The sequence below is a fragment of the Pseudomonas fluorescens genome, assembly GCF_003732425.1.
GTDB lineage: Bacteria > Pseudomonadota > Gammaproteobacteria > Pseudomonadales > Pseudomonadaceae > Aquipseudomonas > Aquipseudomonas fluorescens_BE.
Window position 1 is genome coordinate 715,559 of record NZ_MOBX01000014.1, and the last position, 20,742, is coordinate 736,300.

The window sequence follows — 20,742 nt, forward strand, 5'->3', positions numbered from 1 at the left end:
ATCTTACGGGATCGGCCGTTTGGCCGCTTGCAGTTGCGCCTCGACCTGCGCGCAACGCGGGCACAGGCAGGATTGGTCGCGTAGTTCTGGCGGCAGTGCTTCGAGCACGGCGGGATCGATGCTCACGCCATAGCACCAGCATTCGCGGTCGGCGGTGCGCGGGTCGGCGAGGCTGCAGTCGTTGCGGGCGCCGCAGGCCGGGCAATGGTCGGGTTTAACGTCAGAATCAGGCATAAGTCGAGTGAGGCATTTCCACGCAGGTGCGATTGCGGCCGGTTTGTTTGGCTCGGTACATCGCATGATCGGCCCGCGACAGCAGGGTGTGCAAGGTGTCATCGCGTTGCAGGGTGGTGGCGCCGATGCTCACCGTCAGATTGAGGCGCTGGCCGTCGTAGGCATATTCCTGCTGTTCGACGTGCTGGCGGATTTTTTCGGCAATTTTCTGACCGGTGTCGCCGTCGGTGTCCTTCAGCAATACGATAAATTCCTCACCGCCCCAGCGGCAGACAATGTCGGCGTGGCGCAGACAACTTTGCAGATCGCGGGCAAAACCGATCAATACCTGATCGCCGGCCATGTGCCCGTAGGTGTCGTTCAACGCCTTGAAGTGATCGAGGTCGAGCAGCAACGCGGTCAGCGGTTTGGTCTCGCGTTGCGCTTCGTGCAGGGCCTGCGCGGCGAGAATATCGAAGCCACGGCGGTTGGGCAGTTCGGTGAGGCTGTCGAGAATGGCCTGCGCCTGGATTTTGCTTTGATAGCGCTTGATCACGCGGTTGAGCAGCGCCAGGACAATCAGCGTCACCAACAGGCAGATCAGCAGATTCAGATACAGCGACTGGCGGATTTCACTCAGCGCGCCGTCTTCGCGTTTATCGACGAACAGGTACCAGTTCAACTCCGGGATAAACCGCACGTTGAGAAAATGCCCCTGGCCGTGGGCGGAATATTCGTAGCTGCCGCTGTGCGGTTTCGGCAACTGGCTGACCAGACTCTTCATGCTCTGCAGTTCACTCAGGCTCTGGCCAGTGTGCGCGCCCTCAGGGCCGCCATCAGCGCCGGTCAACACCAGTCGGCCGAAGGTGTCGACGAAGTACACGCTGCGTTGATAGCGCTGTTGATACTTGTCGATCAGCTTGATCACCGCGTCCACGGTCAGACCGACGCCCGCCGCGCCGATGAAGCGGTTGTGGTAGTCGTAAACCTTGTAGTTGATGAAGAAGGTCAGGTTGTCCTTGTTGGCCAGATCCGGGTCGACGTTGATCTCGTACGGATCCTTCATGTCGCGCACGCGGAAGTACCAGGCATCGCGCGGCTCATCGACTTTGACCTGCTTGAGCACGCCTTTGGCGTGATAGTAGGTGTGGGTGCTGTCGGAAACGAAGAACGCCGTGTAGGCGCCGTAATGACTCATGACCTCGTCGAGGTAGCGGGTCATCTGCTCGGGATTCTGCTCGCCATTGACCACCCAGTCGCGCATGAAGGTGTCGCGGGACATCATCGAGGAAATCAGGATCGGCCGGACCAGGTCTTTCTGGATCTCCGAGTAGACCGTGTCGGACGTCAGCGGCAGCTCAGTGTTGACGATGTTGTCGCGGATCGACGCGCGGGAGGCGTAGTAGCTGAGCAACGACGTGGCGAGGAACCCGGCGCCGAGCAGGGCGATCAGCGTCAGGACCAGCGAACGTTGCGAGTACAGGGGAGAACGAAGCGGCATGGCGGTTCCGTTGGCAGTGGCCCGATGGCATGCATTCTAGTGGGACTGCGGGGAAATAACTGCTACATGTGCAGCGCGAATGGTCGTTCCTGTTTTTCCCTGTTGCTAAGTTGTCCCTGTAGGAGTGAGCCTGCTCGCGATAGCGGTAGATCAGTCACATCTTCGGTGAATGTCATGCTGATATCGCGAGCAGGCTCACTCCTACAGGGGGAAAGATTCAGACCAGGGTTTTGAGGTAAGCCCGCCACCCGCCCAGATGGCTGATGTCCAGCGCACCCTCCAGACCATACGGCTCACAGATAAACCCGCTCTCCCATCGCCCATCCGCCAGTTGCACCTTGCCCAGTCCAAGCGGCGCCGGAATCCCGGTCAGGAACGATCCCAATTCGCTGCTTGGCAACTCCCACACTTCCACCGCAATCGCAACGCCGCCGTCCTTGACCCGTACCATCCCCGGACGCAGCGGCGGGCCGCCGGCCAATGCATGCAGTTGATAGTCCGGCGAACTGAACGTCGTCTCCAGCAATCTCCCGCCACGCTGGGTCAGTTGCCAGTTCAACGCCAACCCCTGCAGATGCGCGCCACACACCACGATGCGTGCGCGATCATGGCGCGCTGCGTTCGCTGGTGTCGGCAGGTCTGAATCCAGCTGGCGCTGCAGCGCATCGGCCACGCTCAGCAGATATTGATCAGTGAACGCCCGGCCAAACAGCGTCACGCCCCACGGCAAACCGTTGGCCATGAACGCGCTCGGCACGGCGACGGCGGCGTAGTCGAGCAGGTTCATGAAGTTGGTGTAGTAACCCAGTTCGGAGTTGCGCAGCACCGGTTCTGCATGCAGTTCGGCGAGTGTCAACGGGCGGCCGATGGTCGGGGTGAGTACGCAGTCGAGGCCTTCGAGGGCCTGATCGCACAGTGCTTTCAAGGCTTGCAGTCGATACTGCGCGCGGAAGGTCTGCACGCCGGTCACCTCCGGCGCCTTGGCCAGCACGGCGCGGATCACCGGCAAAACGGCCTCGGGATTTTTCTCCATCAACTCGCCCGCCACGCTGTAACGTTCGGCCACCCACGGCCCTTCGTAAAGCAGGCGCGCGGCTTCAAGGAAGGGCGACAGGTTCAGTTCGACCGCTTCGCCACCCAAGGCCTTGAGCCGGTCGATGGCGTCGCCGAACAACAACGGGCCTTCGACGCAGCCGAAAAACTCAAGGTCCTGTGCGCGCGGCACACCGAAACGAAACGCCTGTGGCGCACCAAACGCCGAGCCGTCATTCCACGAGGGATTGCGGCGGCTGTATTCGTCGCGCGGATCAAGTTTGGCGGTCAGCGCCAGCAACTGACTGGCCTCACGCGCAGTGGCGGTGAACGTGGTCACGCAATCCAAAGTGCGGCACGCGGGCAGCACACCAGCAGTGGAAATCAGCCCTTTGCTCGCCTTCAATCCGACCAGATTGTTCAGCGCCGCCGGCACCCGACCGGAGCCTGCGGTGTCGGTGCCCAGGGCAAAACTTGCCACGCCCAGCGCCACCGCCAGCGACGACCCGGCGCTGGAACCGCCGGACGGATATTCCGTCAGCACACTGTTCGGGCACGCGCCGTAAGGCGAGCGACTGCCGTTGAGGCCCGTGGCAAATTGATCGAGATTGGTCTTGCCCAGGGGAATCGCTCCCAAGGCGATCAACTGCTCGACGATGGTCGCCGAGCGCTCCGGCACATAAGCAAAGTCCGGGCAGGCGGCGGTGGTCGCAATCCCCGCCAGATCAATGTTGTCCTTGATCGCAAACGGCACGCCGTACAGCGGCAGGCTGTCGAGGTCGCGACCGTCGAGGGCGGCAAGGTAGGGCTCCAGCTCGGCGACGCTGAGCAGGTGGATGAACAGGTGATAATCCGGGTTCAGCGCGGCGGCTTTTTCCCGTAGTTTCAGCAGCAGTTGGCGCGGTGTGGTGTCGCCATTGCGATAGGCCTGGCGCAGAACATCGAGTTGCAGATTCATGAGTTGATCCTTATCCAATTGGCTTCAGTCGAGTGCCAGCACCACGACCCGTTGTCCGGCGCGCACCGCCGAACCGGGCTGCACGCGGATCTCGCGCACCACCCCGGCCATCGGCGCGAGTACCGGGATTTCCATCTTCATCGACTCGAGAATCACCAGCACATCGCCCGCCGCGACACGGCTGCCGGCTTCGACCTGCACCTGCCAGAGATTGCCGGCAATGTGGCTGTCGACGCTGTGCTCACCGTCGACCAGCGGTGCGTCTTCGCTGGACTCAGCCACGGCTTCTTCGCTGTCGAAATGCGCCTGACCGCTGGCGATCCAGCGTTCACGCTCAGCATTGAACGCGCCCTGTTGCTGGGCACGAAAGGCGTTGATGCTCTCGGCTTCGCGATTGAGAAACGCCTGATAGTCGGCAAGGTTGAGCTGGCTGTGTTCGATGTTGAGATCGAAACGCCCCAGCGGAAAATCGCGGCGGATGCGCAGCAGTTCTTCGGCGCTGACCGGGTAGAAGCGAATCTGATCGAAGAAGCGCAGCAGCCACGGTTTGCCGTCGAACGCGGCGACTTCGCGGTAGCGATTCCACATCTGCAAGGTGCGCCCGACAAACTGATAACCGCCGGGGCCTTCCATGCCGTACACGCACATGTAGGCGCCGCCGATGCCCACCGAATTCTCGGCGGTCCAGGTACGTGCCGGGTTGTATTTGGTCGTGACCAGGCGATGACGCGGATCGAGCGGCGTGGCCACCGGCGCACCGAGATAAACGTCGCCAAGGCCCATCACCAGATAGCTCGCGTCGAACACCGTGCGCTGCACTTCGTCGAGGTTGGGCAGGTCGTTGATGCGGCGGATGAACTCCAGATTGCTCGGGCACCACGGCGCGTCCTTGCGCACGGTGGTCATGTATTTTTCGATGGCCAACTGACAGGCCGGGTCGTCCCACGACAGCGGCAAATGGACGATGCGCGACGGCACTTGCAGGTCCTTGGCGGCGCACACCGCGTCCCACTCGCCGGCGATGAGGCCGAGCAGATCGGCCAATGGCAGTTGCTCGGGTTGATAGTGGATTTGCAGCGAGCGAATGCCGGGGGTGAGGTCGATCACGCCGTGCAGGGTTTTGTGTTCCAACGCTTGCATGAGGGCGTGAGCGCGGAAGCGCAGGACGAGATCCAGTTCCGGCTCGCCGATTTCCAACAGTAAATGAGTGTCGCCAGAAACCCGCCCGACCAGGCGCATATCACCCTGACCCAACTCCAACACCACAGGCGACACAAGAACCTGTAGGAGTGAGCCTGCTCGCGATGAAGTTGATGCGGTGTCTGATCTGGCCCCATCGCCAGCAGGCTGGCTCCCACAGGGGAGATCCCATTTCAGGGCGAGATCGCGGGCGTCAGTGAGAGAGACAGGAATGAACTGGATTTTATCGCCCGCCTTGAGCTGCCCCAGTTGCCACAGATCCGCTTCGATCACCGTCACCGGGCAGACAAACCCGCCAAGGCTCGGGCCGTCCGGGCCGAGGATCACTGGCATGTCGCCGGTGAAATCGACGGCGCCGATGGCATACGGATTGTCGTGAATGTTCGACGGATGCAACCCGGCCTCGCCGCCGTCGGCGCGCACCCATTCCGGCTTCGGCCCGATCAGCCGGACACCGGTGCGGCTGGAGTTGAAATGCACTTCCCACTGGGTTTCAAAAAAGGTGCCGATGTAGTTTTCGGTGAAGTACTCCGGTGCGCCGTGCGGGCCGTAGATCACCCGGACCTGCCGCATGTCTGGCAACGCGGTGATGTGCTGCTCGGCCAGTTGCTCACCAGCACTGCGGTCCGTCAGTGCAGGGATATGCAACACATCACCGGCACGCAGCGCCCGACCACCATGCCCACCAAACTGGCCAAGGGTGAAAGTGCTTTTGCTGCCCAGATAATCCGGCACCTGCAAACCGCCACGCAGGCACAGATAACTGCGTGCCCCGGCGCCGCTGATGCTGCCCAGATGCAACGTCGCGCCCGCCGGGATCAGCAGCGCGGTGTTCATCGGCACGCTTGCACCTTCAAGCGTCAAGGCAATCGGCGCACCTGTCACCGCGACCACCGCTGCACAATTGAAGCGCAGCAGCGGCCCGCTCATGGTGATTTCCAGCGCCGCCGCACCTTCGGCGTTGCCAAGCAGACGATTGCCCAGACGCAGCGCGCGACTGTCCATCGGCCCCGATGGCGGCACACCGACCGCCCAGTAGCCGAGGCGACCGGGATAGTCCTGCACGCTGGTTTGCGTGCCGGCGCTGAGCACTTCGACAGTGTTGGCGCGATACACCAGACCTTCCAGGCAACGGGTCCACGGCTCGCCGCTGGCGAACGGCGTGTCGAGGAGAATCTGCCGCAGGTAAACGCGGTTGGTTTCCACGCCGTACAACAGACTGTCGCCTAACGCTTGATGCAACTCGGCACGCGCCTGTTCGCGGGTCGGCGCCCAGGTAATGACTTTGGCAATCATCGGATCGAAGTACGGCGGAATCTCGCAACCGGCCTCGACCCAGGTATCGATGCGCAGCTGAATGCCGTTGGCCGGCGGGAATTCCACTGCCGTCAGCAGGCCCGGGCTCGGCTGGAAATCGCGCCCCGGATCTTCCGCATACAACCGCGCCTGAATCGCATGACCTTCAGGTTTCAACTGGCGATACAACTCGCTCAGCGGCGGCAGCTCACCCGCCGCCAACTCAACCATCCAGCGCACCAGATCGACACCCCAGACCTGTTCGGTGACGCCGTGTTCCACCTGCAAGCGCGTGTTCACTTCAAGAAAATAGAAACGCTGCGCCTCGCTGTCGAAGACGAATTCCACGGTGCCGGCGCTGCGGTAGTTCACCGCTTTCGCCAGTTTGATCGCCGCCGCACAAAGCGCTTCGGCCATGCCGTCGGGCAGGTTCGGCGCCGGGGTTTCTTCGAGGACTTTCTGATTGCGCCGCTGCACCGAGCAGTCGCGCACGCCGAGGGCGATGACCTCACCGCGACCGTCGCCGAACACCTGCACTTCCAGGTGCCGGGCGCGCTGGATGTACTTCTCGATGAACACGCCGGCGTCGCTGAAGTTGTTCTGGCCGAGGCGTTTCACCGCTTCGAAGGATTCGCTCAATTCGCTGGCGCTGCGGCACACGCGCATACCGATGCCGCCACCGCCGGCGGTGCTTTTCAGCATGACCGGGTAGCCGACTTGTTCGCCGGCAATCAGCGCGGCGTCGAGGCTGTCGAGCAGTTCGGTGCCTTCGAGCATGGGCACGCCGTGCTGTTTGGCCAGCGCACGGGCGGTGTGCTTGAGGCCGAACACCCGCAGTTGTTCCGGCGTCGGGCCGATGAAGGCGATGTCGTGCGCTTCGCAGGCTTCGGCGAACGCGGCGTTTTCCGAGAGAAACCCGTAACCGGGATGGATCGCCGTGGCGCCGCTTTGTTGGGCGATGGCGAGGATTTTGTCGACCGCCAGATAGGTGCCGGCGGCGGCGCCTTCGCCGAGGCTGTGGGCTTCATCGGCGTGCAGAATATGCAGGCTGGCGGCGTCGGCTTCGGAATACACCGCCACGCCTTTGACCTGCAGTGAAGCGAGGGTGCGCAGGATGCGGCAGGCGATGGCGCCACGGTTGGCGATGAGGACTTTTTCGAACATGGCATAACCCCTGAAGGGGAAGCGGGCCGTCCCGCCGTTTTTCGACAGACATCCGGGCCGTCCCGGATGAAAAAACCACCTCAGAACACCACCAATCCCCTGTAGGAGTGAGCCTGCTCGCGAAGGCGGTGGATCAGCCACATCAATGCTGAATGACACACCGCATTCGCGAGCAGGCTCGCTCCCACAGGGTTTAGGGATGTTTGGGGGATTTCAGGCACTGGCCGGAACGCGCCTGGCACAGGGCGAAAAGCCAACGGCGTAAACGGCTGATGGTCAGTTCCATACCAGCAGCTCCGCAGGTGTCGGGTTGTAGGCGTTGCACGGGTTGTTCAGCTGCGGGCAGTTGGAAATCAGCACGATCACATCCATCTCCGCGCGCAAGTCGACGTACTTGCCTGGCGCGGAAATCCCGTCTTCGAAGGTCAGCCCGCCATCTGCGGTCACCGGCACATTCATGAAGAAATTGATGTTCGGCCCGATGTCGCCTTTGCCCAGTCGCCCGTCATGGGCACAAGCGCGCAGGTAGTTGTCGCGGCAGCTGTGCATGTAGCGTTTTTCCAGGGCGTAGCGCACGGTGTTGCTCTCTTGTGCGCAGGCGCCGCCGAGTGTGTCGTGGCGTCCGCAGGTGTCGGCGACGATGGTCAGCATCGGTTGGCCGAGGTTGGAATACAGCACGCTGCCGGTGCTCAGGTAGACGCTGTTCTGCCGACGCAAGGTGCGCTGCACGTCGTAGCGTTCCTTGGGATTGGCGAGGCTGTAGAACAACGTATCGACGGCCTGATTGCCTTCCAGGTCGAGGATGCGCAAGGTCTGGCCGGCCTTGACCTCCATCAGCCATGGCTCACCGGCCGGGATCGTGGCGCGGTACACCGCAGCGTCGGGTTGTTTTTGCGAAGTGGCGATAGCAACTGACATGGCAGCGATCCTCAGGCGAACAAACGGTCGGTGTTGATAAAGCCGCGCTCATTTTCCGGGCGCGAGGTGCGGCAGTGTTCGGCGACGCTGGCGTCGGCGTTCATCCAGCTCAGCTTCAGCGGTTTGGGCGAGTATTCCGGCGCCGGGTCCATCGGGTGTTGCAGGGCGGTGAGCACCACCAGCGTGTCCATCGGCGCGTACAGTTCGATGTAATCGCCAGCCTTGGAATTGCCCTCGACGAAGTGGAAGCGCCCGGCCTCATCGACGTTGACCCGGCTGAACAGATTGAGGGTCATCAGCAGATCGGAGAGGCCCAGGCCCCACTTGCCGAGTTCCACCAAAAGGTTGTCGGTGCCGTTGCGGAAGAAGCCGTTGCGCAGTTCCTGATAGCGGCCCTGGCCGTACTTCTGCGCGACTTCTTCGGCGCAGAGCACACCGCCGAGGCTGTCGCTCCAACCGCAGGTGTCGGCGGTGATTGCGGCGAGTACGCGGCCCATGTCCGAGTACAGGCAGTGGCCGCTGGTGAGCTTAGCGGTGTGTTGGCATTTGAGGCTGTCGGGCAGGTTCAGCCGCTCGGTTTTTTCATTGGCGTTGAGCAGGGTCAGGCTGACGTTGGCGCCGCCGCGCAGATCGGTCAGGCGCAGCAATTGACCGCGCTTCAATACGAAGGAGCGGTGGCCGCCACCGGGGAGCATTTCTTCGGCAAACGGTGGGAACAGTTGGGTTGAATCAATCATGGGGTCAGTCCTCTCAAGCGGTGCGAAGGGCGCCTGCCAGTGGCAACGGCAGGGCGTCGACGGCGGCGCGCTGGGCGCGGCGGTCGCTGTTCAAAGGGATGTCGTAGGTGATGCGTGCGCCATAGGCGCCGGGGGCGTGCGGGTCGAGGCGGACCTTGTCGAACACCAGCAGACGGGTGCCGAGGCTGAAGCCTTCGGACAAGTCGTGGGTGACCATGAACACCGTCAGTCTGGTTTCGCGCCACAGCTCCAGCAGCAAGGCGTGCATGTCTTTGCGGATGCCCGGATCGAGCGCGCCAAACGGCTCGTCGAGCAGCAACACGCGCGGTTTCATGATCAGCGCCTGGGCAATCGCCAGCCGTTGCTGCATGCCGCCGGAGAGCTGCGCCGGGTATTTGTCGAGCGCATGGCCGAGGCCGACTTTGTCGAGCAGTGTCGCGGCCTGTTCGCGCGCCTCACGTTTGGCGCTGCCGAACAACCGACCGAGCAACCGCGCACGCGGCAGTTCGAGGCCGAGGGCGACGTTGTCGAGCACGCTCAAATGCGGGAACACCGAGTAGCGCTGGAACACCACGCCACGGCTGGCATCTGGTTCACTGGCCAGCGCTTGACCGTCGAGCAGGATCTCGCCGCGACTCGCCGTTTCCTGACCGAGCAGCAGGCGCAGGAAGGTCGATTTGCCGCAACCGGACGCGCCGACCAGGGTGCAGAACTCGCCCTCGTTGACGCTCAGGTTCAAGCCTTCCAGCACCACTTGATCGGCGTATTGCTGCCAGACGTTTTTGACCGTGATGAAGCTCATTTGGCCGCCCCCTCATACCAAGGGAAGGCGCGGCGGGTCAGGTACTTCAGGCCCCAATCCATCAGCCAGGCGAGGAGGGTGATCCACACCACGTACGGCAGAATTACGTCCATCGCCAGATAACGCCGCACCAGAAAAATCCGGTAGCCGAGGCCGTCGGTGGAGGCAATCGCTTCGGCGGCAATCAGGAACAGCCACGCCGAACCGAGCATCAGCCGTAACGAGATCAGCAAGCGTGGCAGCAGTTGCGGCAGCACCACCCGCAGCATCAGCGTCCAGGTCGAGGCACCGAGGGTCTGTGCCTTGATCAGCAGTTCGACGGGGATTTCCCGGGCGCGTTGTTCCAGATCGCGAGCAAGCGCCGGGGTGATGCCGATCACGATCAGCATGACTTTCGACAACTCGCCCAAGCCGAAGACGATGAACAGAATTGGCAGGATTGCCAGCGGTGGCACCATCGACAGCACCGTTAGCAGCGGCGACAACGGCGCGCCAAACAACGGCAACGTGCCGGCGGCGATGCCCAGGCACAGCCCGACCAAAGCAGCGATGCCGAGGCCGATGGCCAGACGCCGCAGGCTCGACGCGGTGTCCTGCCACAACAGGTAGTCACCGGTGCGGCTGTCGGCATTGAAGGCCAGGCGTTTTACCGCGTCGGTCATCTGCACGGCGCTGGGCAGCAGTTTGTCGTTGGGGTTGTCCGCCAGGCGCTCGGCCGAACCCATGAAGTAGGCGAACAGCACCAGGGCGAACGGCAGGATCACCAACAACAGGCGACTCGGGCGATCCGGGTGGCGATTGATCAGGCGCATGGCCAAATCCTCCGTGGCTTACAGCTTGGCGTCGGCGGCCATCTGCACGTAGGTCGGATCGAAACGCAGCTTGAGGTTGCCGGTATCGCCACTGGTCACGCCGTTGGCGAAGGCCATGCCGACCGCGCTGGTGTCTTTCGCGCCTTCGCCGAGCAAGCCGTGCTGGAAGGAGAACTCGGCGACCTTGCGCATGGTTTCCGGCAGTTGTTTGCTGGTAGCGAAGCTCAGGGCTTCCTTCGGTGTGGCGAACAGTTTGGTGGTGTCCAGTTGTGCCTGGAATCCGGCCAGATCCGTGCCCGAGGCCTTGGCCATGTGCTCCAGCGCAACCTTGCTCGCGGCGCTCTTGGCGTTCATCAGCTCGACCACTTCGAACCACGCACCGGTCAGCGCTTTGCCCAGCGCCGGGTTGTCTTTGAGGGTGGCGCTGTTGACCACCATCATGTCCATGATCTCGCCAGGAATCTGGCTGGAATTGAACACTTCGGTCACGCCCGGTTTGGCCTTGATGTCCGAGAGCATCGGGTTCCAAGTAGTGACGGCGTTGACCTGTTCGGTGTTGAAAGCGGCGGAGATATCGGCGTCGGAAGTGTTGACCACTTTCAGGTCTTTCTCGCTCAGGTCAACCGAGTCCAGTGCACGGGCGAGCAGGTAGTGCGAGACCGACAGTTCGACCAGATTGACGTCCATGCCCTTGAGGTCGGCGGCTGTCTTGCCGTCGCCCTTGAGGACAATGCCGTCGTTGCCGTTGGAGAAGTCGCTGACGATCAGCGCGGTGCTATCGACGCCGCCGGCGGCCGGAATGGTCAGCGCGTCCATGTTGGTCATGGTGCAGCCGTCGAACTGGCCGGCGGTGTACTGGTTGATCGATTCGACGTAGTCGTTGAGCTGCACGACGTCGATCTTGATCCCGTACTTCTTCGCCCATTTGTCGACGATGCCCTGGCTGCCGGCGTATTCCCAGGGCATCCAGCCGGCGTAGATCGTCCAGCAGACGCTGAAGTGATCTTTCTGGGCGGCGGGGGATTGCGTGCTGAGGAGCGCGGCGAACGCGGCGGCGAGCAGGGCGGGCAAACGTAGTCGGGTCATGGTGGGTTCTCCAGTTGATCAAGGGCGGACAGGAAGGCAACGCGGCACCGCGAACGGTGGCTTGTCTCCCGGGCTTTTGTCCCGCCGTGTAACCTCAACTGGAGGTCGCCAACTCTCGGACCAGCCACTCGCGATTGCGAGCCGGAACCCTAGTCAGCCATTGCAAATTGTGGTGCCGCGAACCTGTGATGACTCCTGCACGGGTTTGCTAAAGCGAGACCCGTGCCAAGTCGCGTCAGGCGCTCTGGCACGGGCGCGCGGGTTGCATCGGGTTGGCGGCGAGGGCGCTGAGGCGCTTTGAGTTGGTGCGCGGCTGCACCGTGATGCAGCGCGATTGCCGCTGATCCGATGGTTTTGGCGGGTTGGCACTCGGCATGGCTTCGTCAGTCAAAACAGGTGTCAGCCGGTCTGTGCCGACTGCTGTCGCAGGTCTTTCAGGAGGCCGCCATGCTTATTCATAAAACGTTGCGAAGGGCGCTGCTGGGCGCGGTGCTCGGTTTCGGTCTATCCGGTTGTTACTATTACGCCGGACCCTACGATGCTTATCCGTCTACCTACTACTCTCCCGGCTATTACTCGCCTTATTACTACGGGGGTTATTACGGTCCGCGCTACTACGGCGGCGCGCGTTATTACCACGGTGGCTACGGCTATCGAGGCGGTTACGGACGGGGTTATCACGGCGGCGGATATCACGGTGGTCACCATTAATCAGCGGCTGAATGACGGCGCTTTTGCCGATGAACAAGGTTTTATCAATCACTTGTTTCAACTTGTTGCAGGAACGCACCAGATGCCGAAAACGCTGTCTGATTTTTCGACAGTCACCGATTAAATGACTGTCGCCTGCCAGCGTCGCTGGTGTGGCCAACCCGCGGTCCAGGAGGCCGCCATGTATAGACGAATTCTTCTGCTTGCTGCGTTGATGTTTTCCGTTGCCGGTTGCGTCCCGTACTCCTACGCGGACTCGTATTACAGCTCAGAGGTCTACACCTCACCTGCACCGGCCTACTACAACACGGGTGGCACGTATTACAACGGTGGCAGCAGGTATTACGCGCAGCCTCGTTACTACCAACCGCAACCGCGGTACTACCAGCAACCGCGTTATTACCAATCGGCGCCGCGTTACTACCAGCCGGCTCCACGTTATTACGAAAGCCGTCGCTGGCACGGCAATGATCGCGGACGCTGGGATGGCCACCGTCGCGGCGGTTGGGATAACGATCACCGCGGTCGTGGCAACTATGACCGACACAGTGGACGTGGCGACCACAACGGACGTGGCAACCGCTGGTAATCATCCGAAAATGAAAAGCGGCGCTTGAAGCGCCGCTTTTTTTGTACCTGGATTTTGTCCGAGGCACTCAATACTGCGTCAAATCCGCCAACGGATGCCGCCCCTCCCACACTTTGTGAAAGTGCGCCTCGACCACCGCATCCGGCACGCTGCTGACGTCCGGCCAATGCCAGTGCGGTTTCTGATCCTTGTCGATCAACCGCGCGCGAACCCCTTCGCTGAACTCCGGATGCCGGCAGCAATTGAGGCTCAGGGTGTATTCCATCTGAAAGACTTCGGCCAGCGACATGTGCCGAGCGCGGATGATCTGTTCCCAGACGAGATGCGCGGTCAGCGGCGAGCCTTCGCTCATGGTTTTCGCCGCGCGGGCGATCAGCGGATCACTGCTGTCGCGCTGCAGGCTGATGGCTTTCCACGCACAGGTCACATCGCTGACGTCGAGCAGTTCGTCGATCTGCTGACGCCGCGGCAGCCACTGCGCCTCGGGCATTTGCACCACGGCTTCCTGTTGCAGGGCCTTGAGCAGACTGTTGAGTTGCATGTCGGTCTGCTCCTGCCAGTTCAGTTGCAGCAGGCCTTCGATCAGGTCTGGCTGCTGTTCGTCGAGCAGGAAGCGGTCAGCCAGATCCAGATCGATCGCATCACGCCCGTTCATGTGCGCCCCGGTCAGGCCCAGAAACAAACCGAGCTTGCCCGGCAGCCGGGCGAGAAACCAACTGGCGCCGACATCTGGATACAGACCGATGGTGATTTCTGGCATGGCCAAGCGGCTGCTCGGTGTGACGATCCGCGTACTCGCCCCTTGCAACAGGCCCATTCCGCCACCGAGCACGTAACCGTGGCCCCAGCAGATCAGCGGTTTCGGATAGGTGTGCAGGCTGTAATCCAGGCGGTATTCCGCGCTGAAAAACTGTGCGGCCAGCGGTGGTACCTCGCCGGGGTGGGCGCGACAGGCCTCAACCAGGCTGCGCACCTCGCCGCCGGCGCAGAAGGCTTTGTCGCCGTTGCCGCGCAGCAGTACACAGACGATTTGTGGATCCTTGGCCCAGGCGTTCAGTTTGTCGCTGAGGGCGTTGATCATCGGCAGCGACAGTGCGTTCAGCGATTTTTCAGCATCCAGGCTGGCGATACCGATACGGGCGCCGTCGGTGCCGGTGAGTTCTTCGAAGTGCAGATTCATCGTGACCTCGATCGGGAATTTGAACGATCAGTATGATCGTTGTGTGGGAAAGTGCCGGATCTGCGTCAGATCAATTGACAAGCGTGGTCGGCTTTCCTAGGGTTCGCCCCATTGTTTTTGCCGGGTATGACCATGACTGCTGACGACCGTATCAAACTCGAACCGAGCTGGAAGGAGGCACTGCGTGCTGAATTCGACCAGCCTTACATGGCAGAGTTGCGCCAGTTTCTGCAGCAGGAGCGGGCAGCCGGCAAGGAAATCTATCCGCCGGGACCGATGATTTTCAACGCACTGAACTCCACGCCGCTGGATAAAGTGAAGGTAGTGATCCTCGGTCAGGACCCGTATCACGGCCAGGGCCAGGCCCACGGCTTGTGCTTTTCGGTGCAACCGGGCGTGCCGGCGCCGCCGTCGCTGGTCAACATCTATAAAGAGTTGAAACGCGACCTGAACATCGACATTCCCAATCATGGTTACCTGCAGAGCTGGGCCGATCAGGGCGTGCTGATGCTCAACACCACCATGACCGTCGAGCGTGCCAACGCCAATGCGCACAAGGACAAGGGCTGGCAATTCTTCACTGATCGGATCATTGAATTGGTCAGCGAGCGCCAGCCGCATCTGGTGTTCATGCTCTGGGGCGCCCATGCGCAGAGCAAGCAGAAGCTGATCGACGCCACCAAGCATCTGGTGCTGACGTCGGTGCACCCTTCGCCGTTGTCGGCCTATCGCGGGTTCTTGGGTTGCGGGCACTTTGGCCGGACCAACAAGTTTCTCGAGCGGAATGGCGAGACGCCGATCGAGTGGCGTCTGCCGCCGATTTGATGGGGTGATGACTTTCTGTGGCGAGGGAGCTTGCTCCCGCTGGGCTGCGCAGCAGCCCCGATTTCTGCTAACAGGCTCCTTCATACAGACCGCATTTGTTGGGTTTACGACTGCTGCGCAGCCGAGCGGGAGCAAGCGCCCTCGCCACAGGGACGCGGTTTTACTCGGGATTACGATCCCAGTACTTGAACAACGGCTCCGCCAGAAACAGTACAAACAACAGTCGCATCACCTGCATCGCCGTCACCAGCGGCACCGATAATTGCAGGGTCTCCGCCGTCAGGCTCATCTCGGCAATCCCGCCGGGCATCATGCCCAGTGTCAGTGAGCGCAGATCCAGATGGGTCAACGCACTCAATCCCAACGCCGCCAGTGCCGCGATCAACATGGTCAACGCCGTGCCAATCAACGTCCGCCCCATAAAGGAAGGCGCGCGCCGGAAGAACTGCCGGTTGAAGTGACAACCCAGACCGCTGCCAATCAACCACTGGCCAATCTGACTGCCGCCATTGGGCAAGCTGATGTGCAAATCCCAGCCAATGCTCACCGCCGCACTCACCAGCAACGGCCCGAACAGCCACGGATTGGGCTGGCGCAAACGCTGCCAGAGCCACGCGAGCAAACCACCCGCCGGAAACAGAATCGCCAGCCAGCGCCAATCGACGCTGCCTGCATGAGAAATCGGTGTACCGTCGCCGAGCAGATACTTGAACGTCGCTGGCACACACAACACTACCACCAGCACCCGTAAACTCTGCCCCGCCGCGACGTGGCTGAGCATCGCGCCGTTACGTGCGCCGAGGTTGACCATCTCTCCGGAACCGCCCGGCATGCTCGAGAAAAACGCCGTGGCGCGATCCTCGCCGGTGCGGCGCATCAACCACACGCCGACCACCGCCGACAAACTGGTGACCAGCGCCCCGAAGAAGATCAAACCGAAATGGCTGAGCACCTGCTCCATCACCACCGGGGTGAAGTGCAGGCCGATGCCGATGCCGACAATCCACTGGCCGCACTTGCGGCCGCCAGGGATTTCCGTGAGTTGCCACGGGGTCAGGCAGCGCACGAGGATGATCGCCAGCAACGAGCCGACCATCCACGGCAGTGGCCAGCCGATCTGGCTGGCGATAAAACCGCCAAGCAGACCGACCAGCGGGGTTCCCCACCAGGATTTCAGTGAGGCGCGATCAAACATCGGCAAGGGCGCGGCGTGCGACCGAACGTTTGCGCCAGATGCGGATGATCGGCATCAGCAGCATGATTGCCGTCAGCACCCAGACACCGAGGGTGATCGGGCTCGACCAGAGGATTTCCAGCGCACCGTTAGAGATCGAAAGGGCGCGACGCAGGTTCTGCTCCATTAGTTCGCCAAGGATGAAGCCCAGCAGCAGCGGCGACAGCGGGAAGTCCAGCTTGCGCAGGATGTAACCGAAGATGCCGATGCCGATCATCAGGAACAGGTCGAACGTGGTGGCGTGCACCGCGTAGACGCCGATCCCGGTGATGATCGCGATCACCGGCACCAGTGCCCAGTTCGGCACGGCAAGGATGCGGGTGAAGATGCGGATCATCGGGATGTTGAGGATCACCAGCATGATGTTGGCGATGAACAGCGAGGCGATCAGGCCCCAGACGATGTCTGGTTGTTGCTGGAACAGCAGCGGGCCGGGAGTGATGTTGTACAGCGACAGGGCGCCGATCATCACCGCCGTGGTGCCCGAGCCTGGAACGCCGAGGGTCAGCATCGGCACCAGCGCACCGCAGGCTGCGCCACCGATCGCGGTTTCCGGCGCGGCGAGGCCACGGGCATCCCCTTCACCGAACTTGCCGCTGGCGCCGGCCAGACGTTTCTCGGTCATATAGGCCACGGCACTGGCGAGGGTCGCGCCGGCACCCGGCAACACGCCCATGATGAAGCCCAGCACGCCGCAACGGACGTTGACCACGAACACCGACGCCGCTTCCTTGAAGTTGAACATCATCCGGCCGGTGGCTTTTACCGCTTCCTGGCCGTGGTGGGTTTTTTCCAGCAGCAGAAGGATTTCGCTGATCGAGAACAGACCCAGCACCAGCACGACGAACTGAATGCCGTCAGTCAGGTGAATGTTGTCGCCGGTGAAGCGATATACGCCGCTGTTGGCATCGATGCCGACCGTTGACAGGAACAGACCGATCAACGCCGCAATGAATGTTTTCAGCGGACGGTCACCGGCCATGCCGCCGAGACAGACGATCGCAAACACCATCAGCACAAAATATTCCGCCGGGCCAAAAGCAATCGCCCATTTCGCCAGCAACGGTGCGAAGAGGACCATGCCGCAGGTGGCGATGAACGCGCCAATGAACGAGCTCCACGCCGACAGCGACAGCGCCACACCGGCCAGACCTTTGCGGGCCATCGGGTAACCGTCGAGGGTGGTCATTACAGTGGAGGCTTCGCCTGGAATGTTCAGCAGGATCGAGCTGATCCGGCCGCCGTATTCGCAGCCCAGGTACACCGCTGCCAGCAGGATCAGCGCTGACTCCGGTGGCAGGCCGAGGGCAAATGCGATCGGGATCAGCAACGCCACGCCATTGATCGGGCCGAGGCCCGGCAACAGGCCGACGACGGTGCCGATCAGTGTGCCGCACAGCGCGGTCACCAGGTTGTAAGGGCTCAGCGCGACGCCGAAACCCTGACCCAAATAGCCAAGAGTATCCATATCAGTTCTCCAGAACGCTGAGCAGGCCAAGGGGCAGCGGAACGTCCATCACACGGTCGAACAGCAGGTAAAGACCAATGGCCATCAGGCTGATGATCACCACACTCGGTAGCCAGCGGCCGCCATACAGGCGCGCCATCGGTACGCCGGTGATGATGCTGGCGATGATGAAACCCAGTGATTCGAACGTGCCGGCGAACACCAGCAGCAGTGCGACGCAGATCGCAATCTTGGTCAGGGTTTCGCGATCCAGTGGCGGCTCGTCTTCGCTGTGTTTGATCGGTGCCGGGCGGAACACCATGTACAGCAGCGCCGCGCCCATCAGGCCGAGCATCAGCAGGGGAAAGGCGCGCGGGCCCACCGGTTCGTAGGAAAAAGCCGCTTGGTACGGCCACGCCATCAGTGCCAGGCCGGCACAGACCAGCAACAGCACCGAGGCGAAAATGCGTTGAATAAGCATGGGAGCTCCTGTGCCGCGTCCCCGCAACCGGGAACGCAGCCGCTAGACAGAGGCGATCACTGGATCAGGCCGAACTCTTTGGCCAGCACTTTGTAGTCCGCAACCTGCTTCTTCACGTAGGTGTCCAGTTCCGGGCCGGTCATGGCGAACGGGAACAGTTCACGCTGATCGCGCAGTTTGGCGAACTCATCGGAGGCCAGCAGTTTGTCGAACGCATCTTTCCACCAGGCGTAGTCTTCATCGCTGACTTTTGGCCCGAGGTAGAAGCCGCGCACCACCGGCCAGACGATGTCGTAGCCTTGCTCGCGAGCGGTCGGGATGTCTTTCATTTCCGGCTCGTCGAGACGCTTGTCGGCGAACACCGCGAGCAGGCGCATGTCACCGCTCTGGATGTGCGGCATGGAGTCGGAGATGTCGGTACTGCCGACTTGAATGTGACCGCCGAGCAGGGCCGTGGCGATTTCGCCGCCACCCTCCAGCGCCACGTAACGCAGGTCGCGTGGGTTGATCCCGGCCGCTTTGGCGATCAGTGCGGTTTGCATCCAGTCTTGACTGCCAACGGTGCCTCCGGAACCGATCACCACGGAGCTCGGATCTTTCTTCAGCGCCTGAACGAGATCGTCGAGGGTCTTGTAGGGCGAATCGCTCTTCACCGCGATGGCGCCGTAGCTGGTGCCGACCGCTGCCAGCCAGCGCACGTTGGTCTCATCGAAACGACCGAACTTGCCTTGGGCCAGGTTCAACAGCGAACCGCTCGACCACGCGACCAATGTGCCGGCATCGGCCGGACGCTGCGCGACCACGGCGTTATACGCCACCGCGCCGACACCGCCGGGCATGTAGGTCACACGCATCGGTTTGGTCAGCAGTTTCTGGTTGACCAGGGCGCTCTGCACCAGTTTGCAGGTCAGGTCGAAACCACCGCCGGGGGAGGCCGGGGCGATACATTCCGGACGTTTCGGTTCGGCCATCAGTTGGCCGGCAAACAGGATGCAACTGGCGGCCAGTGCAACTTTACGCAGTGACAAATTCATTGGTCTCTCCACAGTTTCTTGTTGTAGGGGCTTTGTGTAGGAGCTGCCGAAGGCTGCGATCTTTTGATCTTGATCTTCGACGTTTCAATCAATTACCAAAGAGCAACGCTGTAGCTCACCAGCAAACGCACTTCGTCTGCATCGCGAGCCGAGTAGTTGGAGCGGTAAGTGGCATTACGCAAACGCACGGCGACATCCTTCAAGGCGCCGCTTTGTACTACATATTTGATTTCGGTGTTGCGCTCCCACTCTTTGCCTTCTTCGCCGTTCTTGAGCTTGATGTTGTCACCGCTCAAGTAGCGGCTCATGAAGCTCAGGCCAGGAATGCCGAGCTTGGCGAAGTCAAAGTCGTAGCGAGCCTGCCAGGAGCGTTCTTCAGCGCCGGCGAAATCGTTGATCTGGACGAAGTTGACCAGGTACGGGTCGCTGCCATCGACATACGGGAAGGCGCTGTCGCCGGACATGTGCTGATAACCGGCGCTGAACTTATGGCCGCTCAGCGCATAGCTGACCAGACCATTGAGCGAGCGGTTGTCGATCTCGCCACCACGGGCGGCACCCTGATCATCACTTACGGCGAAACGCAGGTCGGTGGCGAAAGTGCCCGGGCCCATCGGCCGCGAGGCCACCAGGCCAAAGAAATGCTGGTTGTACACTTCGTCGAGTTGGGCAAAGTGGTAACTGCCGGTGATCTTGTCGGTGAACTTGTAGTCCACGCCGCCAAAATCGAAATGCTTGCCGGCAACGGTGCCAGCAAAACGGCTGTTCTTGTTGTTGAGGGCGATGTCCTCGAAATCGGTGCTGTCGCGATCCTTGGCTTTCTCCAGACGGCCGCCGGTGAAGGTCAGGTTCTTGATCTCTTTGGATGTCAGCAAACCGCCTTCAAAGGTCTGCGGCAGAATGCGTCCGTCGTTGGGCTTGAGGATCGGCAGTTCTGGAATCAGGCTGCCGATTTTCAGTTCGGTGGCGGAAATTTTCACTTTGCCGGTCAGGCCGACTTTCGAGTATTCATCCGCAGCGCGCCCGTCATCGTGGGTCGGCAGCAGGCCGGTACCGGTGCGGTCCGGACTCGAATCAAGTTTGACCCCGAGCATGCCCAGTGCGTCGACACCGAACCCCACGGTGCCGTCGGTGTAACCCGATTGCAGATTGAGCATGAAACCCTGAGCCCATTCGTCACGCTTGGACTGTTGAGCACTGGTGCCATCGCGAAAGTCGCGGTTGAAATACATGTTGCGGGTTTCAAAGGTGGCGCTGCTGTCTTCAATGAAGTCGGCAAAACTCAACGGCGAAAAACCGGCAAGAGCGGCGGCACTGGCGAGGGCGGTGTGGCTGAAACGGGAAGGGCGAACAGGCGTGGACGCCTGAGGCTGCATGGACGGCATGCGGGTGTACTCCGTTTATTGTTCTTATTGGTCGAAAACGCTTCGAGGCGTTTTTCTTTGCGCTGTGTGGCATCAGCGACGGCAGTCGGAACTGTCCGTGGGCCGATTCTAATCCGCTAACCTTTCGCTAACCTTTC

The 20,742-nt window shown here is 61.5% G+C and carries 19 protein-coding genes and 1 riboswitch; of the genes, 4 read left to right on the forward strand and 15 right to left on the reverse strand.

Annotated elements, in window-relative coordinates; translation table 11 throughout:
* Nucleotides 1-3: 3 nt before the first annotated feature.
* From BK670_RS20470 to BK670_RS20510, 9 genes are all read right to left on the reverse strand, one after another.
* Nucleotides 4-234 carry a cysteine-rich CWC family protein gene (locus tag BK670_RS20470; protein ID WP_123452375.1) on the reverse strand — a complete coding sequence of 77 codons (231 nt, stop codon included), beginning with the start codon at nt 232-234 and terminating at the stop codon, nt 4-6.
* Nucleotides 227-1,714: a sensor domain-containing diguanylate cyclase gene (locus tag BK670_RS20475; RefSeq protein WP_123452377.1), complete on the reverse strand. Its 1,488-nt coding sequence runs from the start codon at nt 1,712-1,714 to the stop codon at nt 227-229. The genes BK670_RS20470 and BK670_RS20475 overlap by 8 nt, the downstream gene beginning before the upstream one ends.
* A gap of 217 nt (nt 1,715-1,931) precedes the next feature.
* The gene (gene atzF, locus BK670_RS20480) at nt 1,932-3,704 is read right to left on the reverse strand and encodes an allophanate hydrolase (protein WP_123452379.1); all 1,773 of its coding nucleotides are present in this window, start codon (nt 3,702-3,704) and stop codon (nt 1,932-1,934) included.
* 24 nt (nt 3,705-3,728) lie between these two features.
* On the reverse strand, nt 3,729-7,364 hold the full coding sequence (gene uca / locus BK670_RS20485) for an urea carboxylase (protein WP_123452381.1): 3,636 nt from the start codon (nt 7,362-7,364) through the stop codon (nt 3,729-3,731).
* Between the two features lie 276 nt (nt 7,365-7,640).
* A complete protein-coding gene (locus BK670_RS20490; protein WP_123452383.1) occupies nt 7,641-8,282 on the reverse strand; it encodes an urea amidolyase associated protein UAAP2 in 642 nt (213 codons plus the stop codon).
* Nucleotides 8,283-8,293: 11 nt separating this feature from the next.
* Nucleotides 8,294-9,019 carry an urea amidolyase associated protein UAAP1 gene (locus BK670_RS20495; protein WP_123452385.1) on the reverse strand — a complete coding sequence of 242 codons (726 nt, stop codon included), beginning with the start codon at nt 9,017-9,019 and terminating at the stop codon, nt 8,294-8,296.
* 13 nt (nt 9,020-9,032) lie between these two features.
* On the reverse strand, nt 9,033-9,821 hold the full coding sequence (locus BK670_RS20500) for an ABC transporter ATP-binding protein (RefSeq protein WP_123452387.1): 789 nt from the start codon (nt 9,819-9,821) through the stop codon (nt 9,033-9,035).
* Nucleotides 9,818-10,633, reverse strand: coding sequence for an ABC transporter permease (locus BK670_RS20505; protein ID WP_123452389.1), 816 nt, complete (start codon nt 10,631-10,633; stop codon nt 9,818-9,820). The genes BK670_RS20500 and BK670_RS20505 overlap by 4 nt, the downstream gene beginning before the upstream one ends.
* Before the next feature lie 18 nt (nt 10,634-10,651).
* A complete protein-coding gene (locus tag BK670_RS20510) occupies nt 10,652-11,719 on the reverse strand; it encodes a putative urea ABC transporter substrate-binding protein (RefSeq protein ID WP_123452391.1) in 1,068 nt (355 codons plus the stop codon).
* A 63-nt stretch (nt 11,720-11,782) separates the two neighbouring features.
* A riboswitch (guanidine-I (ykkC/yxkD leader) is annotated at nt 11,783-11,883 on the reverse strand.
* 283 nt (nt 11,884-12,166) lie between these two features.
* Here BK670_RS20510 and BK670_RS20515 point away from each other — a divergent pair.
* Genes BK670_RS20515 through BK670_RS20520 form a run of 3 tightly spaced genes read left to right on the forward strand, consistent with a single transcriptional unit; the run spans nt 12,167 to nt 13,019 of the window.
* Nucleotides 12,167-12,430 carry a hypothetical protein gene (locus BK670_RS20515; protein ID WP_123452393.1) on the forward strand — a complete coding sequence of 88 codons (264 nt, stop codon included), beginning with the start codon at nt 12,167-12,169 and terminating at the stop codon, nt 12,428-12,430.
* Nucleotides 12,417-12,554 (forward strand): hypothetical protein, encoded by a 138-nt coding sequence (locus BK670_RS29665; RefSeq protein ID WP_185036802.1) that lies wholly within the window; start codon nt 12,417-12,419, stop codon nt 12,552-12,554. Before BK670_RS20515 ends, BK670_RS29665 begins: the two co-directional genes overlap by 14 nt.
* Nucleotides 12,555-12,611: 57 nt before the next feature.
* Nucleotides 12,612-13,019, forward strand: coding sequence for a hypothetical protein (locus BK670_RS20520; RefSeq protein ID WP_123452395.1), 408 nt, complete (start codon nt 12,612-12,614; stop codon nt 13,017-13,019).
* A gap of 67 nt (nt 13,020-13,086) precedes the next feature.
* Here the strand turns inward: BK670_RS20520 and BK670_RS20525 are convergent, their stop codons facing one another.
* The gene (locus BK670_RS20525; protein ID WP_123452397.1) at nt 13,087-14,199 is read right to left on the reverse strand and encodes an enoyl-CoA hydratase/isomerase family protein; all 1,113 of its coding nucleotides are present in this window, start codon (nt 14,197-14,199) and stop codon (nt 13,087-13,089) included.
* Between the two features lie 132 nt (nt 14,200-14,331).
* Between BK670_RS20525 and ung the strand changes: the two genes are divergently transcribed.
* Complete coding sequence (ung, locus tag BK670_RS20530; protein ID WP_123452847.1) at nt 14,332-15,024, forward strand: uracil-DNA glycosylase; 693 nt, start codon at nt 14,332-14,334, stop codon at nt 15,022-15,024.
* Between the two features lie 160 nt (nt 15,025-15,184).
* Here the strand turns inward: ung and BK670_RS20535 are convergent, their stop codons facing one another.
* The 5 genes from BK670_RS20535 to BK670_RS20555 form a co-directional block, all read right to left on the reverse strand.
* Nucleotides 15,185-16,219 carry an AbrB family transcriptional regulator gene (locus tag BK670_RS20535; protein ID WP_123452399.1) on the reverse strand — a complete coding sequence of 345 codons (1,035 nt, stop codon included), beginning with the start codon at nt 16,217-16,219 and terminating at the stop codon, nt 15,185-15,187.
* Complete coding sequence (locus BK670_RS20540; protein ID WP_123452401.1) at nt 16,212-17,726, reverse strand: tripartite tricarboxylate transporter permease; 1,515 nt, start codon at nt 17,724-17,726, stop codon at nt 16,212-16,214. Before BK670_RS20540 ends, BK670_RS20535 begins: the two co-directional genes overlap by 8 nt.
* A gap of 1 nt (nt 17,727) precedes the next feature.
* Nucleotides 17,728-18,186 (reverse strand): tripartite tricarboxylate transporter TctB family protein, encoded by a 459-nt coding sequence (locus tag BK670_RS20545; RefSeq protein WP_123452404.1) that lies wholly within the window; start codon nt 18,184-18,186, stop codon nt 17,728-17,730.
* Between the two features lie 56 nt (nt 18,187-18,242).
* Nucleotides 18,243-19,220, reverse strand: coding sequence for a Bug family tripartite tricarboxylate transporter substrate binding protein (locus BK670_RS20550; protein WP_123452406.1), 978 nt, complete (start codon nt 19,218-19,220; stop codon nt 18,243-18,245).
* Nucleotides 19,221-19,312: 92 nt separating this feature from the next.
* On the reverse strand, nt 19,313-20,605 hold the full coding sequence (locus BK670_RS20555; RefSeq protein ID WP_123452408.1) for an OprD family porin: 1,293 nt from the start codon (nt 20,603-20,605) through the stop codon (nt 19,313-19,315).
* Nucleotides 20,606-20,742 lie beyond the last annotated feature (137 nt).